Origin of the sequence: Leifsonia aquatica H1aii, from assembly GCF_000633535.1 — a bacterium.
GTDB classification, from domain to species: domain Bacteria; phylum Actinomycetota; class Actinomycetes; order Actinomycetales; family Microbacteriaceae; genus Leifsonia; species Leifsonia aquatica_A.
The window spans coordinates 19,927-38,432 of record NZ_AYMR01000012.1 but is presented as its reverse complement, the minus strand read 5'-3'; the positions used below and the strand labels follow the sequence as shown (position 1 = coordinate 38,432).

The following is an 18,506-nucleotide window of genomic DNA, read 5'->3' as shown; positions in this document are numbered from 1 at the left end:
CGATATCCCGTCACACGCCGACCTCGAGTCTGCGGATCAGGACGTGCTCGTCGGCGGCGAGGGTGAGCCTGCCGTCGCCCCAGCTGGTCGTGAGCGCGTGCGGGCGGTCGGCGTCGATGCTCCAGGAGGCCGGGCGCGCCGAGAAGTCGAACTCCAGCCGGGATCCGGGGGCGAGGGCCACGGGAACGAACTCGTCGTGCGCGTAGGGGCGCCCGGCCGTGTGGTGCCAGATCCCCTCGGGAACGGCATCCGGTGTGAGCTCGACGATCGGCGTCTCGGCCGCGTCACGCACCCCCGTCCACGCCGGCAGGTGCAGCTCGGGCCGCGCGAAGAGGGCGTCGAGCACTCCGCCGCGTACGTCGCACCGGTCGGCGGGGATCGCCTCCAGGTAGGCGTCGAGGATCCGCTCGGCGTCCTCGGCGGTCGGTCGCGACAGGGGGTCGGCGATCACGTCCCAGCCGTCCGGGCGGCGCACGGAGAGCGGGGAGGTCAGCGTGTCGAGCTTCTTCCACGGCCAGAAGTTCCAGCCGATGCCGTGCCGCTCGTAGAGCCGGGTGGCCGCGTAGATCCAGCCCGGTGTGTTCTCGCCTCCCTCGCCCATGTAGACGGGGACGCCGAGGTCGTTCCGCACCTGGAGGAACTCGGCGATGCTGGTCTCGTCCGGCGGGCACCAGTAGCGGTGGAACTGGACGGCCTGGTTGTCGTCGTACCGCACGCTCACCGGCTCCGGGTTGGTCGCCCAGTGGCTGCCCTCGTACATCAGGAGGTGGCGGTCGTCGATCTCGCGCACCGCCGCCGTCAGCTCGCGATACACCTCCATCAGCTCGTCGTTGTAGCGGTGCTGCCACTCGTTCGGCAGCGGCTCGTTGAGCAGGTCGTAGCCGAGGACGGCCTCGCGGTCGCGGTAGCGCCGGGCGAGCTCCCGCCACAGCTCGACGGTCTGCGCCCGGTAGAGCGGAGACATGAACAGCTCGGGGATGCGGTTGGGCGAATCGTCGATGTTGGTGCCGGTCTGCCCGCCCGGGGCGCCGTGCAGGTCGAGCAGGATGCGCAGCCCGGAGCGCTCGCTCCAACGGACCGCGCGCTCGATGAGCTCGAAGCCCTCCTCGATCAGCCCGCCGTCCGGGTCCATCACCCCGCGCGCGTTGATCGGCAGCCGCACGTGGTCGAAGCCGTGGGCAGCGATCAGCTCGATGTCCCGCTCGGTGATGAACGTGTCCCGGAACCGCCGCCAGAAGTGCGCGGCGCGCTCGGGGCCGATCAGCTCGGCGAACCGGTGCTCGATCTGCCGCGGGGAGGCCATCTCGTCGCCGAAGGCCCACATGTACCCCTCGGCGAGCAGCCAGTTGCCGAGTCCGACACCGCGCAGGAGCAGGGGGCCGTCGTCGTCCACCAGGCGGGTGCCGTCGGCACGCACGAAACCGGCGGGCCGCGCTCGGGGGACGGTGTTCATCGGGTTGCTCATTTCTCGGTTCCTCACTTCAGACCGGACAGCGCGAAGCCTTGGACGACGTAGCGCTGGAATACGACGAAGACGATCAGGATGGGGACGACCATCAGGGTGGAGGCGGCCATCTGCAGCGACGGGTTGGTCGCGATCTGCTGGTTGAGCAGGGAGAGGCCGACGGACAGCGTGTAGAGGCTCTGGTCGTTGGCGATGATGAGCGGCCAGAGGAAGCTGTTCCATCCCGCGATGAACGTGAGCACCACCTGCACGGCGAGGATCGGTCCCGACATCGGCAGGATGATGCGGAAGAAGATCCGCCACTCGCCGGCGCCGTCCATCCGCGCCGCCTCGACGATCTCGGTGGGGATTGTCGCCATGAACTGCCGGAACAGGAACACCGCGAACCCGGAGACGAGCATGGGCAGAGCGATGCCGATGAGCGTGTTCGTCAGCTTCATCCCGTTCAGGATGAGGTAGCTGGGGATCATGGTGACCTGGCCCGGGATCATCATGGTGACGAGCACCAGGAAGAACAGGGCGTCCCGGCCGCGGAAGGTGAACTTCGCGAAGCCGTACCCGGCCGCGGCCATTAGCAGCAGGCCCAGCATGCAGATCACCACGATGATGAGGGTGTTCAGCAGGTAGCGGCCGAAGTCGAGCTCGGTGAACAGCTGGACGAAGTACTCGAGCGTCGGCTTCTGCGGCAGCAGCTGCGGCGGGTAGGCCACCGACTCGCTGCGCGGCTTGACGGACGCGAACACCATCCACAGGAAGGGGAACGCGGTGATCAGGGCGCCCGCGCCCAGCACGGCGCCGATGACGATCGTGCCGGCTCGGCCGCGCCTGTTCCTGCGGCCCCGTCTCTCCGGCGCCCCGAGGCCGCCGTCCTCGTCCGCGGCCGGCGCACGGCTCCCGCGTGCGAGCAGTTCAGTAGTCGACATCGGACCTCCTCAGCCGCAGCTGGACGACGGTGATGATCGCGATGATCGCGACCAGGACGACCGAGCCGGCGCTGGCGTAGCCGAACTGGCTCGACGAGAACCCCTTCTGATAGAGGAAGAGCGCGATCGAGGTGGAGGCCCCGAGCGGGCCGCCCTTGGTGAGCACGAAGGGTTCGTCGAAGAACTGCAGCCAGGCGATCACCGTCGTGATGGTGACGAAGAAGATCGCGAAGCGCAGCAGGGGGATGACGATCGACACGGTGCGCCGGAAGCCGGACGCCCCATCGATCGCGGCGGCCTCGAGGTACTCCTTGGGCACGCCTTGCAGAGCCGCCAGGAAGATGATCACGTTCAGGCCCAGGCCGCGCCATACGGCGACGAGCACCACCGAGAACTTCACGACGGTGGGGTCGGACAGCCACGGCACCGGCGGCAGCCCGACGGTCGAGAGCAGATAGTTGAAGAGGCCGAACTGCGTGTTGTACAGGTAGCCCCAGACCAGCGCGACCGCGACGATCGCCGTGATCGCCGGGACGAAGTAGAAGGAACGGAGCGCCCGGAAGAAGCGCCCCTGCGAGCGGTTGAGGGCGAGGGCGATCACCAGGGAGAGCACGATCACGCTCGGGACGCCGATCAGCGCGAACAGGGCGGTGTTTCCGAGCGCCTGCCAGAACGCCGGGTCGGCGAACAGCGCGGAGTAGTTGTCTCCGCCGACGAACTGGATGCGCGACCAGTCGCCGAGACCGGCCAGGTTCATGTCGGTGAAGCTGACCAGGAGGGCGACGGCGATCGGCAGGATGCCGAAGGCGATCAGCAGCAGCATCGCCGGAGCGACGAAGGTGTAGGGGACGAGTCGGGTCTTCATGGCCTCATGGCCGGCGATGCGCGGCGGCCGATGCCACCGCGCACCGCCGGAGCTCATTTCGCGGAGGTTCCGCTGGTGGAGGTGAACAGGGTCTTCAACGCGTCGTCCCGGTTCGCGCCGGTGAGCACGATCGAGTTGAGCGAGTCGAGCAGCGCCTTGCCGGTCTCCCCGTCCCAGTTGGGCACGAGGGGCAGGAGCCGGGAGGAGGCGAGCTGCTTGGTGTAGACCGCGACCATCGGGTCGGCCGTGAGCGTCGGGTCCTCGAGCGCCTTCTTCACGGTGGGGAGCTGGCCGTCGGACTCGTACCACTTCACCTGCACGTCGGGCTGCGAGAGGTAGTCGAGCAGCTCCAGCGCGCCGGCCTTGTTCTTCGTCGATCCCCAGACGCCGAGGTTCGAGCCGGCGAGGAGGGAGGTGTCCTTGTCGGCCGCGGGAACGGTGGTCACGTTCCATTTGCCGGCCAGGTCCGGGGCGGACTGGGTGATGGCGGCGGCGAGGTAGGGGCCGCTGACCAGCATCGGCGTGGAGCCGGTGATGAAGCCCTGGGTCTGGTCGAAGTCGCTGTTCGTGGGGACGCTCTTGTCGGCGTACAGCCCGGTGTAGAGGTCGACCGCCTTGTCGAAGGCCGGGGTGTCGAAGTCGATCTTCCCCTTCGAGTCCACGATCTCCCCGCCCTGATCCCACGTCATGACGACGGGGAGGGCGCTGTCCCACTGCGGGATGTAGTAGCCGTACGATCCGTCGCCGCGCGCCGCCAGGGTCTTGGCGTCGGCGCGGAGCTCGTCCCACGTGGCGGGAGGGGCGTCGATGCCCGAGGCCTGGAGGATGTCGGTGCGGTAGAAGAGCACCCGGGTGTCGGACACCCACGGCATCGAGACGACCTTGCCGCCGATGGCCGTGGCATCGCCCGCGACCCCGTCGACGAAGTTCGACGCGGCGAGGTGGGGGTGATCGGCGAGGGCGGCATCGTCGAGCGTGAGCAGGGCGCCGCTGTCGGCGTAGGTCCGCAGCTTCGAGAGCCCGATCTGCAGCACGTCGGGTCCGCCGCCGGAGGCGACGGCGGTGGTGAACTTCTGGTCGACGTTGTCCCAGGGGATGGCGACCGTCTTGACGTCGATGCCGGTCTTCTCCTCGAACGGCTTGACCAGGGCGTCGAAGTGGGCGGAGCTGTCGCCCATGACCCAGACCGTGAGGTTCTTGCCCGCGGTCTGTTCTCCGCCGGATCCGGAGGACGAGCATCCGGCGAGGGTGGCGGCGACCAGGGCGGCGGTGCCCAGGGCGAGCCAGCGCATTCTCTTCATCGAGATTTCCTTTCGGGTGTGCAGGTGGTGCTGGGGGTTGTGCGAGGGGTGGTGCGGGAACGTCTGCGTTCTTTGTCTATGTCTTAGATTAAGGTATGGATAAGCGGCGGGCAAGAGGATTCTCCCCCTGCCGGAGGGGGCGCCGGCGTGACACCCCTCCGGCATCCGTTCGTCCTAGTAGGACGAGTAGACCGTCACCTCATCGATGGTCCACCACTGCGGCGCGACACCGGTCTGGGTGATCCGCACGTAGCGCGCGGTCGTCGGGGAGATCGAGATCGGCCGCTTCCAGCCGTAGGCGATCCCGGTCGCCGCCGTGGTCCACGTCGAGCCGTCGAGCGACGTCTCTACCCTGAACCCGCGCGGGTAGTCCCACTTCGATCCGGTGGCGGTCTGCACCGTCACCATCGCGACAGTGCGGTTCGCCCCCATGTCGATGCGGTACCACTCGCCTCCGGCCATCGCCTGCCCGCTCTGCCACGACGTCCCGTTCGCGCCGTCGATCCCTGCCGCTGCGGACGATCCGGCGGCCGTGCTGGAGGCGGTCGCCGTCCAGCCGGTGTGGCTGATGGCGACGGGCGAGAAGGTGGAGAGGCCGCCCGCGTACTTCGCGATGGTCGCGACGAACCGGGTGTTCTGGGTGAAGTTCGCCGTGCCGAACTGCGCCAGCTTCGACTGGAACGTCGCGGCGTCGTCGCTGTTGATCACCGGCACCGGCTTGCGGTCGTCGTAGTACATGCCCCAGTAGGCGAAGCCGTCCTCGGCAGTTCCCTTGACCTTGTACGACCAGTTCGACCACGACACCTGCGACGCGTTGAGCCCGGCCATGAACCGTGCCCAGACATCGTCGTTGTAGTAGAGCGAGTACTCGCCATAGAGGATGGGCACGCCGGGGTTCGACAGCTTCGCCGGCAGAGCGCCGAGCTCGTTCGTCACCAGCTGGTTCTGCGCCGTCCAGTCCTTGGAGTTCGGCATGTCGTACGGGTGGTATTCGTAGACGACGTTGGTCCAGCCGTAGGTCGACGGCGGCGCGAGCTTGTCGAGACCGAAGAACGCCCCCAGGAAGATCGTGTGATCGCCGTCGATCGCACGGACGGCCGTGTAGAGCCGGTTGTAGTAGTCGCTCTTCTGGGCGACGTCGGCGGCGTCCTCGTCGTAGTCGATGAGCGGTTCGTTGATGAGGTCGTAGCCGGCCACGGCGGGGTTCCCGTTGTAGCGGGTGGCGATCTTCTTCCAGATGTCCTCGACCCAGTTCTGGTAGGTCGCACTCCCCCAGAAGCCGTTCGGGTTCGGTCCGATCCGGCCGCAGGAGCCCCACGGGCACCCGCCACCGGGGACGGTGTGCAGGTCGATGAGCACGTAGATCCCGCGCGCTGCCGCCTGGTTCACGACCCAGTCGATCTTGGTCCACGGGTTCGACTTCCAGCTGCCGTCGAGGTTGAGGAAGACGTTCCAGCCGATCGGCACCCGGATGAAGTTCATGCCGGAGGCCTGGATGGCGTCGAGGTCGCTGCCGGTGAACCAGGTGTCCTGGTGGGTGGCCACGACCGACGCCGTCGTCGTCGCGCCGAAGCGGGAGGTCATCGTGTTGGTCAGCGAGTAGTCGTCGTTGTACAGCCCCGCGGTGAGCTCGCCGATGGACCACCAGTTGCCGGCGGAACCGGTCTGGGTGAGCCGGACGTAGCGTGCCGCCTGGGCGGTGAAGCCGATCGTGCTGGCCTTCCGGGTGCCGACGCCGGTGGCGACCGTGCTCCAGGCGGTGCCGTCACGGGAGAGCTGGAGGCTGTAGCCGCGCGCCCAGTCATCCTCATCGGTGGTGTTCTTGGCCGTGTCGGTGGTCACGTTGTTCAGAGTGACCAGGGCTCCCATGTCGACCGTCACCGCCTGGCCGGGGGTCTGGGCGGCGCCGGTCGTCCACCTCGTGGCGGTGTTGCCGTCGAGCAGGTTCGCCGGCGTCGCGCCCACCGTCGAGGTCGCCGTCCAGCCGCCGCGGTCGAGGGAGGTCCCGCTCGAGATGGCGAGTTCGGCGACGGACCACCACTGCGCGGAGGTGCCGTTGGAGACGATCCGCAGGTACCGGCCGTTCTTGGTGCCCTGGAAGTCCGCTTGCACGACCCGGTTCGAGCCGTACCCGCTCGCCACCTGGGTCCAGTTCGTGTTGTCGTACGAGGTGAAGACGTCGTAGATCCGCGGGTAGTCGTTGGCCGTGGCGGCGCCCGCGTCGAACAGGACCTTGTCCATGTCGACGTTTCGCCCGAGATCCACGGTGAGGCTCTGGCCGGGCACCTGCGTCGCCCCGGTCTGCCACACCGTGGAGACATTGCCGTCGAGGACCATCTGGGCGGTGGTGCCCGGCGCACTGACGGAGGCGATGGCCGTGTGGGTGCCGTTGAAGAGCACCGGGTCGCTGTAGAGGTTGATCTCGCCGACCGACCAGGGTGCGGAGGCGGTGGCGGTCTGGGTGGCCCGGACATAACGCGCCACCTGGGGGCTGAACTTCACGGTCGTGAGGCCGTCCGAGCCCGCCTGCGTCGCGACGCTCGTCCAGGTCGTCCCGTTGGTCGAGGTCTCGATGTTGAGCATCCGGGGCCACTGCCCGGCGTTTGCGGTGTTGTCGACCGTCAGGCGGTTGAACAGGGTGTTGGCGCCGAGGTCGAGCCGGATCCATTCCCCACCGGCCTGGTTGGCGCCCGTGGTCCAGCGGCTGGTGCCCGAGCCGTCGAGCGCACTGCCCGCGGTCCCGGCGGACGCGGTAGCCGTCCAGCCCGTGCGATCGGCGGCGAACTCGCCGAGCGGGGACATCCAGTCCTCCTGCGTGAGCCATCCGCCGATGTTCGTTCCGCGGAGGTTGAGCGCGGCGCCGGTGCCGGAGGCCTTCTTCAGGACGTTGCCGCTGGCTTTGAGGAAGTCGGCCGCGGTGAGGGCCGCGGCGTTCGCCGCGGTGACGGGCAGGACGGCTGTCGCCGCCACGGCCGCGGCTGTCACCAGCGCGGCCAGAACGTGTCGTTTCACGATCCTCCTTGATCAGTGCGGAACGTCTGGCCGTTCCGTCGCACGTAGCATCGCGGGCGACCGCCTGCTTTGTCAAGAACTTAAATTAAGTCCAACGCTAAGTCGCTCCCACCGTCCGACGCCCCGCTCGCACCCAGACGGGGCCTGGTTCGCACGGGGATCGGACGGCCGGCCCGCCGTGCCGGCGGCGGGCCCGATACCGTTCGAGCGACGTCGCGCGCAGGGGACCACCACGTGACGCCACGAGGAGAGTGACGGCGCATGCGCCGTCCGACCCGCCAGGGCGCTCGGCACGGGCAGCCGGCGCCCTGGTACCTCCCGTGGAGGCGCGGCCATACGGAACCTCGGATTCCCGCCTACTGAGCAGCATTCGCCAGTACGGATGCGGGCGTCGGCGACACTCAGACTGGTATTCGATCCAACCCGATCAAGGATCTCTCACCCGAACCAGCTCCCGTCGCGGAAGCCGAGTGTCCTAGCACTCATCCCTCCGCACGTCACGCGAGGTCGGCGCTCGAGAGAAACTCCGACGCGACCGACGCGAGACGAAGCGAGGAATTCATGTACCAATCAGGACCCATAGGCGGGGGGCTCACCGTCGGCGGCATCCTCGCCGCGACGGGCAGCAACTCGGTGATGACGGTCATCGGAGTCACGCTCGTCTCCCTGTTCGCCCTCCTGGGCGGACTGCTGCTCCTCCGCTCGTCCGCGCGACGCCGTCGCGACAAGGACGCCGCCCTGGCCCTGGCCGAGGCGCAGGCCACCGCGAGCGGCAGCCGCGCCGGCTGAGCCACGCCTCACCCATCCGGCACCCGCTGCGTACCGACTCCCTCGCCGCACCCATTGCGCGTCCTCCCACCACGGATCCGGGCGGACGTCGCACCCAGTGATCCCTCGGCCGCGGTTAGTTTTCACCCCGTCGCCCGCATCGGACGCGCAGGCCGTGAACGGCCCGACGAACGTCCCGGTGCGTGGAGTTCCGCGGCCCGTCCGGCCACTCGGAACAACGGGTCGCGCCTGAAATCTCACCTTCTGTTCGTTTCACATGCACACATGAAACACCTAGCAGATCAGCCCTAGACATGCGTACATCTCGGGTTCTAGCTTGAGCGCATGACCAGTCACACTCCCTCAGCACCGCGCCTCGTCATCCGCAACGTGCGGGTGTTCGACGGCCTCGGCGGCGGTGTCGTCGACGGCGCCGACGTCGTGATCGACGGCGCCACGATCACCGGGGTCTCCACCTCGCCCGTCGCCACGGATACGGGCGTCCCCACCACCCAGATCGACGGCGCCGGACGCTTCCTCATGCCCGGGATGAGCGATGTCCACGTGCACCTGATGGGCAACGCGAACGGATACCTAGACTTCGTGACCGGCCCCACCGGGGTGCTGTACGGCAACACCATCGCCGAAGCGAAGCGGATGTTGCTGCGCGGCTTCACCTCCGTGCGGGACATGGGAGGCGACACCGCCCCCGTGAAGGAGCTGGTCGACCGCGGCGTCTTCGACGGGCCGCGCATCTTCCCGAGCCAGGCGATGATCTCGCAGACCTCCGGACACGGCGACTTCGCGTTCGTGTACGAGACGCCGGAAGTATTCGGGGGCAGCCCGAGCCGGACGGAGGACATCGGCTTCACCCGCACCGCCGACGGCGTCGAACGCGTACTGGCCGCGGTGCGCGAGCAGCTGCGCTCCGGCGCCACCCAGATCAAGCTCACGCTGGGCGGGGGCGCCGCCTCCATGTACGACCCGCTCTACACGCTGCAGTTCACCCCGGACGAGATCCGCGCGGCGGTCCAGGCAGCGGAGGACTACGGCACCTACGTGGCGACCCACGTCTACTCCGTCGCCGGCATCCGCCGGGCGATCGACGCCGGTGTGCGCTCGATCGAGCACGGCCACCTCGCGGACGAGGACACCGTGGCGCTGATCGGTGAGAAGGACGTGTGGCTCTCCATGCAGCCGTTCGCGGAGGACGACCACCACTATCCCGACCCCGTCCGCACCGCGAAGAACCGCGAGATCTGCGACGGCACCGCCGAGGTCTACGGCTGGGCCAAGAAGCACGGCGTGAAGGTGGCGTTCGGAACCGACCTGCTGCTGGAGCCCCAGGCCGCTGCACGCCAGAGCGTAATGGCCGCCCGCCTCGGCGAGTTCTACAGCAACGTCGAGGCGCTCACCATGCTGACCTCGGGCAATGCCGGCCTGCTCGAACTCGCCGGCCAGCGCAACCCGTACGGGACGGCCCGGCTGGGCGTCGTCGCAGCGGGCGCCTGGGCCGACGTACTGCTGTTCGACGGCGATCCGACGACCGATCTGTCGGTCATCGCCGACCCGGAGCAGAACCTCAAGCTCATCGTCACGGGCGGCCGGATCGTCAAGAACGACCTCTGAGCCGACCCGACCGGTTCCCTACCCGAGGAGTGAAGATGTCCCACCCACCACTCGACGGCCCCTCGCCGACCGCCACCGCTCAAACCGCCCACCACGACGCGGACAGCCCGCTCATCGAGGCCGACGCCATCGGCGTGGACGCGTCCTGGGGCCGCATCTACGGCCCGTCCGACGTCACCGTGCGCCGAGGCGGCGTGACGGTGATCCGGGGGGCCGGCGGACGCGGGCGCACCGCACTGCTCCTCACCCTGGCCGGACGCATGAAGCCGACCCGCGGGACCATCACCGCTTTCGGACGCACCGACGACCCGAGACACCTGTTCGAGAACGCGACGATCGCGAACATCGACGAAGTCGACGGCATCGGCCAGACGATCCGGGTGCACGATGTGCTCACCGAGCAACTGCGCTGGCGCGCCCCGTGGTACCGCTGGGTGCCGCAGTCCACCGAGGAGGACCTCGAACGCATCTGCCGTCCGGTCTTCGGGGACTTCTCGCTCCCGTCGCTCAACGCGATGGTCGAAGAACTTCCCGAGCTCACCGCCGCGCTGCTGCGCATCGCGCTCGCCAACATCGAACGGCCTCCCCTGCTGGTGGTCGGCGGCGTCGACGAGCTCGCGAGCATCCCGGCCGCCCACCACCTCCTCGAACGACTCGTCGTCCTGGGGCGGGATCAGACGGTGGTCACCGCGGACGTCAACGGAGTGCACCCGGACACGGGGGTCCGGGACGTCATCGACGTGGAGAACCTCACCGACCAGGAATTCGCCGTTCTCGAGCAGGAGGCAGTGGAACGATGATCGCAGCATTCTCACCGGGCAGCGATTTCAAGCGCTACTACCGCGGCCGGATGCCACGGCTGGCCCTGATCGTCATCATCCTGATGCCGCTGATGTACGGGGCCCTCTACCTCTGGGCGTTCTACAACCCGTTCGGACACGTCGACAAGATCCCCGTCGCCATCATCAATCTCGACGCCGGAGCCACCGTGAAGGGCGAGAAGCTCGAGGCAGGCGCGTCGGTCGTGTCCGGGCTGATCGCGTCCAAGCAGCTCGATCTGCACGAGACGAGCGAGAAGGACGGGGTCGCCGGGCTCGCCCACGGCAAGTACTACTTCACCATCACCCTGCCGAAGGATTTCAGCGAGTCCATCGCCTCGTCGGCGACGGACGACCCGCGCTCGGCGGGCCTGCTGTTCACCTACAACGACTCGAACAACTACCTGTCGACGGTCATCGGGCAGGACGCCGCGGAGCAGGTCATCAACCAGGTCGAGCAGCAGGTGAGCCAGCAGACGTTCGAGACGGTGCTGACCGGCGTGAAGGGGGCGATCCCCAAGATCAAGACCGCCGTGGCCAGCGTGGACGAGCTCAACTCCGGCATGCAGACCGCGAACAGCGGCGCGCAGGAGCTCGCGACCAACCTCGTGACCGCCAAGGAGGGGTCCTCGCAGCTCGCCGGAGCGATCGACGAACTCGACAATGCCGTCCAGAGCGCCGTCTCCAAGGCCAACTCGGTGGTGGCGACCTCCGGGCTGACCGGCGACGAGATCCGCCAGATCGTCGCCAGGCTCGACTCGAACACGAACGCCATCGCGAAGGCCATCGACAACGCCGCGGCCGGTCAGGCCGCCGCCGCGAGCCAGCTCCAGAGCATCATCGACGACGCGAACGGCAGCGACGATCCTGCGGTGCAGGCGATCGGCGCCCGGCTGACGTCGGTGCAGCAGAGTTTCGCGAAGGCGCAGCTGACGCAGGAGGTCAGCACGCTCTTCGACGCCATCCACACCGACGTCGATCGGCTGGCCGGCGAGTTCAACAACCCGCAGAGCCGCGTCAACGTCGTCCTGCGGGCGGTCGAGGGAGGGGCCGTGCAACGCGACCTGTCGAGCGTCTCCTCGGCGGCGACGCAGCTGCGCAGCGGCGCCGATCAGCTGAACAGCGGCATCGGGCAGCTCTCCGACGGAGCGAACCAGCTCGCGACGGGCACGACCCAGCTGGCCGCGGGCACCAGCGAGCTCTCCGGGGCTGCCGGCCTCGGGCTGAAACTGCTGCCGACGTGGAACGACTCTCAGCAGTCGAACTTCATCAAGGCGCTCGCGAACCCGGTCGAACTCCACGAGAAGACGAACAACGAGGCCAAGACCTTCGCCTACGGATTCGCACCGTTCTTCCTCGGGCTCGCCCTCTTCGTCGGCGGGATCATCGCATGGATGCTGTTCAGCCCGATCCTGGCCCGACCGCTCGCGCAGGGTCTGACGTCGTTCCGGGTGGTGCTCGCCTCCTATGCCCCCACGGTCTTCGTGGGGATCCTGCAGGCGACGATCCTGTTCCTGGTGGTGCGCTTCGCGATCGGGTTGGAACCGCACGACCCCTGGGGGACCTACGGGTTCATGCTCCTCATGGTCGCGATGTTCATGGCGATGATCCAGATGTTCAACGCCTTGCTCGGGCCCGCCGTCGGGCGCGTGCTCACGCTGGCGTTCCTGATGATCCAGCTGACCTCGGCCGGAGGGATCTATCCGGTCCCGACGACCTCCGTCCCCTTCCAGTACATCAACGTGGTCGACCCGATGACGTACACCAACAACGCGCTCCGGCAGCTGATCCTCGGCGGAGCCGACTACCGGCTCTGGGTCGCGATCGGCGTGACGGTCGGACTGACGGTGATCTTCGTCGCCGTCTCGACCTGGGCCGCTCGACGCAACCGCCAATACAACATGGACCGCCTCTACCCACCGGTCGAGGTCTGAGACCCGGCCCGACGCCCGTCGAAGAAATCACAAGGAGCGAAAGTGACCATCAACACCAGCAGTGCCCGCCAGTCCACCAACGTGGACTCCACCCTCAGCGTGAACCCCGTCTTCGTGCGTCCCGGCGAAGCGACCTCGTTCGAGAAATTCCGGATGCCGGACGGCCCCAGCCTCCCATCGACCGCCTATCAGATCGTCCACGATGAGGCCATCCTCGACGGGAACTCCCGCCTCAACCTCGCGACGTTCGTCTCCACCTGGATGGATGACGAGGCGAAGAAGCTGTACACCGAGGCCGCCGACAAGAACATGATCGACAAGGACGAGTACCCGGCCACCGCGGCGATCGAGGACCGCTGCTGGCGCATCCTCGCCGACCTGTGGCACGTCCCGGACACGACGGACACGATCGGCACCTCCACCATCGGGTCGTCGGAGGCCTGCATGCTCGGCGGCCTCGCCCTGAAGCGGCTCTGGCAGGAGAAGCGCGCAGCCGAGGGCAAGCCCGCCGACAAGCCCAACCTCATCATGTCGGCCGCCGTGCAGGTGGTCTGGGAGAAGTTCTGCAACTACTGGGACATCGAGGCGCGGTACGTTCCGGTGAGCCCGGACCACATCATCCTCGACGGCTACAAGCTGGAGGACTACGTCGACGAGAACACGATCGGCGTGGTGGCCATCCTCGGGCAGACGTTCACCGGGCTCTACGACGACGTCGTGGCGATCGCCGCGAAGCTCGACGAGATCCAGGAGAGCACGGGCCTCGACGTCAAGATCCACATCGACGGGGCCTCCGGGGCGATGGTGGCTCCGTTCTGCCAGCCGGAGCTGGAGTGGGACTTCCTGGTGCCGCGCGTGAACTCGATCAGCACCTCGGGCCACAAGTACGGCCTGGTCTACCCGGGTGTCGGCTGGGTGGTCTGGCGGAACACCGCGGTGCTGCCCGAGAGCATGATCTTCCACGTCAGCTACCTCGGCGGCGACATGCCGACTCTCGCGCTCAACTTCTCGCGACCCGGCGCGCAGGTGCTGCTGCAGTACTACCAATTCCTCCGCCTCGGTCGCGACGGGTACCGGCAGGTGCAGCAGAACTCCATCGACGTGGCCACCTACCTGTCGAGCGAGATCGCCGAGATCGGTCCGTTCGAGCTGGTGAGCCGCGGCGACACCATCCCCGTCTTCGCTTGGGTGCTCAAGGACGGGTACACCGACAAGTGGAGCCTCTACGACCTGGCCGACCGCCTCCGGATGAAGGGCTGGCTCGTGCCCGCATACCCGATGGCGGACGACATGGCCGACGTCGTCCTCCAGCGCATCGTCGTCAAGGTGGGACTCAGCCGCGACCTCGCGACGGCCCTGCTCTCCGACATCAAGGGTGAGGTCGCCTACCTCGACGCCCTCGAGGTACCCCTGCCCCGCATGGCCGAGGGAACGCACTTCCACCACTGATGCCGACCCGAGGAGGGCGGGACACCGCCCTCCTCGGAACACGGCCGACGACGGACCAGGAGGATACGGACGTGTCACAGCTGGAATTCGACGACCGCGAACGCAAACCGCTCGCGATCCTCGTCCCGACCCTCACCAAGCAGTGCTGGGGGTTCATGATCGGCTCCGCGCTCTTCGCGCTGGGTTCGGCGCCCGGCTTCGGACAGTGGGCCGGCGCGTCCACCTCGAACCTCTGCTACTTCTTCGGCGCGTGGTTCTTCACCTTCGCCGCCCTCCTCCAGCTGCTCATGAGCGGCAGGGCGACCGTCCCCGTCTCGTACGGATCGGGGACGATGGTGCGCGCCGCCTGGCTCGCCGCGGCGACCCAGTTCTTCGGCACCCTGCTGTTCAACGTGAGCACCTCGGCGGCCGTGGGAGCGAAGGCCCTCGCCACGGAGAAGCACTTCGTGTGGACGCCGGATGCCGCGGGCTCCGTCGCGTTCCTCATCAGCGGGGTCTTCGTGATCGTGGCGTTCACGCGGTCCGACCGCTTCTGGAACCCCCGCTCCGTGGGCTGGTGGTCGGGGCAGATCAACTTCCTCGGCTGCGTCGCGTTCGGCGTCTCCGCCGTCGGCGCATACATCCTGGCGAACGGCGACTCTGCGAACGACGCCCTCGCCAACGGCGGCACCTTCGTCGGAGCCCTCTGCTTCCTCGTCGCCTCGTTGATCGTCCTGCCGCAATGGTCACGCACTTCTGCCCCGCGGGGTTGAGGCATACGTTGCACACAAGAGTCCGAACGGAGCAGTCGTGATCTTCCACTTCACGGAGACGGCGCGAGCCATCGCCTCCCACGTCGCAGAGGGCCGCAGCGTCCGACTCGTCGGCGGCGCCGGTAGCGGACGCTCGGCGACGTTGCGTCACGCCGCCCGTCTCATCGAGGCCCGCGGCCTGGAGGTGCTCCGCACGCCGGACGTCGCACGATCGCCCCAGCTGCCCGGCTTCGCGGTCGCCAGCCTGCAGCTCGGGTCGAAGGAGGAGCGCCGCAACCCGCTCGATCTGGCCATATCCTCCCGGCGCGCACTGCTCGACAACCCGGACCTCATCCTGCTGATCGACAACGCGGATCTGCTCGACACGGTCTCCCTCGAGATCCTCGACTCGGTTTCACCACCGCTGGCGAGCGTGCGCGTGGTGCGCACGGGGGATCTGCGCAGCAAGCCGATCTGGCCGGAGGTGACGATCGCGATGCCCGAGCTGGGTTTCGAAGAGGTCGCCGAACTCCTCCGTGAACGGCTGGACGGAGGCGACCCCGCTGCCTCCCTCACGGCCCGGATCCTCTCGAAGTCGGGCGGCAACCCCGCCCTGGTGATCGCGATCGCCGAGTCCGCCCTGATGTCCGGGCTGCTCCGACGCCAGGACGGTCTGTGGCGCCTCGCTTCGCGCTCCCTCTGGAACGAGCAGCTGGTGCCGTTGGTCCGGTGGCGGATCCGCGATCTGAACCCGGAGGCGCTCCGGCTGCTCCACTCGGTCTCGGTCCACGGCCCGATCCAGTTCGCCGGCCACGAGTTCGACGGCCAGGACGAGCCCGCCGCGTCCCTCATCTCGAAGGGCGTCCTCCGGGTCGTCGACGTCACGGGCAGCGAGCGTCTGGTCCAGGTCTGGCCTCCGCTGATCGCCGACCTCTTCAAGTACGAGCAGACCATCACCGGCGACGGAGCCTCGGGGCAGGTCCGCTCCACCTCCTGGCCGCCGACCGCATCGGCCACGGCCCGCATCTTCCAGCTGGCGGCCGACGTGGACGCGACCGATCGCTTCCGGCAATGGCAGCAGACCCCGACGACGGCTGCAGCGAACCAGTACATCGCGCGCGCGACCAACAGCGCCTTCGACCAGGCGAACGCCGACGAAGTATTCGCCAAGACCTCCCACGCCGGTGCGACCCGCGACGAGCTGTTCCGCTTCGAGTTCCAGCGCGCGCAGTGGCTCGCCCTGGAGCTCGGTGATCTGGAGGCGGGCCTCGCCGTCCTGGACGACATCGCTCGCAGCAACCCCGCCGAACGGTCGCGCGCCCGAGCAGCATCCCGACTCCTGCAGGCGTTCTTGGACTCGATCCCCGCCGATGCCATCGACGAGCTCGAGGAGCTCAGGGCCAAGGACCACTCCGGGTTCTCGGAGATGGTCCTCGCCATCCTGCACTTCTTCCGCGGCGACATGGACCGCGCCCGAGCGGCCCTCCCTGACGAGATGTTCCACGCCGGCCGCCGGTCGGCGACGAACACGCTCGCCTCGCTGATCGACGTGTACACCGGGGATCTCCGCGGCGCCTACACGGAGGCTCTGGCGCAGCGCAACAACACCCTCCTCGACACCGACCGCACGGGCTTCGTCGCCGCCTCGTACGTCGCCATGCTCGCCAGCCTGTTCGCCGGGCGCTTCGCCCAGGCCGAGAGCGTGATCAGCTCGGCGCTGGGCCTCGCCCCGGTCACCATGTTCGCGCGTCCGATCTTCGGCGCCCTCCTGAACATCTCGGCGGGCGTCGCGCGCGTGATCCGGCGGGAGTCGTCGGTGGCGCAGTCGCTCGCGCTCGACGTGCCGAACTACACGCCCTACGAGGGCCCGCTGTACGGGATGGGCGCCGACCTCTCCCCGCACATCACGATGAACCCCAGCGATCGCGGATCGTTCGACCGCTTGATCGCCGCGGGCGTGCGCCTGCGCCGCTCGCGGGGGTACATCACCTCGGCCTGGACATCGGCTGTGGCGGCAGCGTGCGTCGACACCGGCGACGAGGTCGTCACGCAGATCGAAGAACTGTCGCACACCGCCCCGATCGCGTTGTTCGCCAACTCCGCCCGCGCGGCCAGCGCGGTGCGACACCGGCGCGTGGACGATCTCGAAGCGCTCGTGCGCGGCGGGACCATCGACCAGGACGCCCAGCTCATCGCACAGATCGTGCGGGCGGGCCAGCGCCGGGCGACCGCGGACTCCCATCCGCGGATCGCCGAGAGCCTCGAGCCGATCGCCCGGCGACTGGACGACCTCTCGGACAACCCGATCGGCTCGATGGCCGAACGGTTCGACGCCGGCGAACGGTTGAGCCCGCGCGAGCGCGAGATCGCCCTCCTCGCCGGTGGGATGACGAACGCACAGATCGCGGCGCGGCTGAACATCAGCGTGCGGACGGTCGAGCACCACATTTCCAACGGCCTGCACAAGGTCGGCCGTCAGTCCCGGGCGGAACTCGCGTCGGCCGCCTCCGAGGACGAGACCTGAGAGTTCACGATCCCCGGCGCGTGCGCGCGGGCGCCTCGTGCTGACGTGACAGGGCGAGCACACCGGAGAAGGCAACGGCACCGCTCACCGCGAAGGCGGCGTACGTCCAGACCGGCGCCCCCGCCGTCTCGTGCAGCACCGTGATGCCGAGGAGGATGCCGACCGCAGGGTCGATGACGGTCAGACCGGCCAGGACGACGGTCGGCGGATTCGTGGCGTGGGCCCGCTGCACGAAGTAGACGGACAGGCCTCCCGCCACGGCGATCCCCACGACGCAGAGCAGGGTCAGCGCATCTTCCGGACCGAGCCGGCCATGATCGGCGAAGATCGCCTGCACCCGCAGGATGACGGTCTTGCCGAGCGTCGCCACGAATCCCGAGAACACGCCGCCCAGCGCGACGAAGACGATCGGTGCAGGCCGCACGCGATGCAGCAGCAGCAGCGCGAGGGCGAGCAGCAGCACCGCCAGCAGGATGACGAGCACGGCCACCAGCTGGCCGCTGGTGATCGGATGCTGGTGGCTGACGCCCGACGCCACTCCGACGAAGGAGCCGACACCCACCACCGCGGTGAGGATGGCGACGACCTCTCGACGTTCGGGCGCCCGCCTCGTCACCAGCGCCGTGAGCAGGGAGCTGAAGACCAACGCGGCGATCCCGAGCGGCTGCACGACGATCAGGGGCGCGAATGCGAGGCTGCCGGTCTGGAGTGCGATGGCGAGCCCGGAGAGCGCGGTGCCGGCGAGCCACGGCCCGGAAGACAGCAACCGGGCGACGGAGTGGCCGAGTGATGCAGGGCCGGCGTGCCCGCGCCCCCGATTGACGCCCCGCGATTGGAGGTGCCCCCCGACGGCGAGCACGAGGGCGGAAAGCAGCGCGAGCACGATTCCGATCGTGGTCGACGCCCCCGATCCCACCATCGGCCTCCCCTCTCCTCGCCGATCGGTGCGTGCGGTGCGGCCGGAGTCGGTATGGGGAGGCCAGCTCCGGCCGCACGGGGCGGAGCTGCTCGTCGCCGAAGGTGGCTGCCCCGCGCCCCGAGGATTGCACCTGATTGCGTCGGCTCCGAAACCGCGGGCCCGAGTTAG

General features: G+C 68.4%; 13 protein-coding genes. 7 read left to right on the top strand and 6 right to left on the bottom strand.

Annotation, left to right across the window (positions count from 1 at the left end; genetic code table 11):
- Positions 1-10 precede the first annotated feature (10 nt).
- The 5 genes from U870_RS0114160 to U870_RS0114140 all read right to left on the bottom strand — a co-directional run bounded on the left by U870_RS0114160 (position 11) and on the right by U870_RS0114140 (position 7,566).
- Positions 11-1,465 carry a glycoside hydrolase family 5 protein gene (locus tag U870_RS0114160; RefSeq protein WP_240183707.1) on the bottom strand — a complete coding sequence of 485 codons (1,455 nt, stop codon included), beginning with the start codon at positions 1,463-1,465 and terminating at the stop codon, positions 11-13.
- Positions 1,466-1,476: 11 nt separating this feature from the next.
- Positions 1,477-2,388, bottom strand: a complete 912-nt coding sequence (locus U870_RS0114155) for a carbohydrate ABC transporter permease (RefSeq protein ID WP_025158039.1) — start codon at positions 2,386-2,388, stop codon at positions 1,477-1,479.
- Positions 2,375-3,253 carry a carbohydrate ABC transporter permease gene (locus tag U870_RS0114150; protein WP_025158038.1) on the bottom strand — a complete coding sequence of 293 codons (879 nt, stop codon included), beginning with the start codon at positions 3,251-3,253 and terminating at the stop codon, positions 2,375-2,377. Before U870_RS0114150 ends, U870_RS0114155 begins: the two co-directional genes overlap by 14 nt.
- A 53-nt stretch (positions 3,254-3,306) precedes the next feature.
- Complete coding sequence (locus tag U870_RS0114145; protein WP_240183706.1) at positions 3,307-4,554, bottom strand: extracellular solute-binding protein; 1,248 nt, start codon at positions 4,552-4,554, stop codon at positions 3,307-3,309.
- Positions 4,555-4,728: 174 nt separating this feature from the next.
- Entirely contained in the window at positions 4,729-7,566 is a 2,838-nt protein-coding gene (locus U870_RS0114140; protein WP_240183705.1) for a discoidin domain-containing protein, read from the bottom strand.
- A 561-nt stretch (positions 7,567-8,127) separates the two neighbouring features.
- Here U870_RS0114140 and U870_RS0114135 point away from each other — a divergent pair.
- From U870_RS0114135 to U870_RS22630, 7 genes are all read left to right on the top strand, one after another.
- Positions 8,128-8,355, top strand: coding sequence for a hypothetical protein (locus U870_RS0114135; RefSeq protein WP_025158035.1), 228 nt, complete (start codon positions 8,128-8,130; stop codon positions 8,353-8,355).
- Positions 8,356-8,679: 324 nt separating this feature from the next.
- Positions 8,680-9,963 carry a metal-dependent hydrolase family protein gene (locus tag U870_RS0114130; protein WP_025158034.1) on the top strand — a complete coding sequence of 428 codons (1,284 nt, stop codon included), beginning with the start codon at positions 8,680-8,682 and terminating at the stop codon, positions 9,961-9,963.
- Between the two features lie 35 nt (positions 9,964-9,998).
- On the top strand, positions 9,999-10,763 hold the full coding sequence (locus U870_RS0114125; RefSeq protein WP_025158033.1) for an ATP-binding cassette domain-containing protein: 765 nt from the start codon (positions 9,999-10,001) through the stop codon (positions 10,761-10,763).
- Complete coding sequence (locus U870_RS0114120) at positions 10,760-12,715, top strand: YhgE/Pip domain-containing protein (RefSeq protein WP_025158032.1); 1,956 nt, start codon at positions 10,760-10,762, stop codon at positions 12,713-12,715. Before U870_RS0114125 ends, U870_RS0114120 begins: the two co-directional genes overlap by 4 nt.
- 48 nt (positions 12,716-12,763) lie before the next feature.
- A complete protein-coding gene (locus tag U870_RS0114115; protein ID WP_240183709.1) occupies positions 12,764-14,164 on the top strand; it encodes a glutamate decarboxylase in 1,401 nt (466 codons plus the stop codon).
- A gap of 71 nt (positions 14,165-14,235) precedes the next feature.
- On the top strand, positions 14,236-14,916 hold the full coding sequence (locus U870_RS0114110; protein WP_205288767.1) for a hypothetical protein: 681 nt from the start codon (positions 14,236-14,238) through the stop codon (positions 14,914-14,916).
- Positions 14,917-14,953: 37 nt separating this feature from the next.
- Positions 14,954-17,419 (top strand): helix-turn-helix transcriptional regulator, encoded by a 2,466-nt coding sequence (locus U870_RS22630; protein WP_025158029.1) that lies wholly within the window; start codon positions 14,954-14,956, stop codon positions 17,417-17,419.
- Positions 17,420-17,423: 4 nt separating this feature from the next.
- On the opposite strand, the gene U870_RS0114100 is transcribed toward U870_RS22630, so the two are convergent.
- Complete coding sequence (locus tag U870_RS0114100) at positions 17,424-18,338, bottom strand: DMT family transporter (protein WP_025158028.1); 915 nt, start codon at positions 18,336-18,338, stop codon at positions 17,424-17,426.
- Positions 18,339-18,506 lie beyond the last annotated feature (168 nt).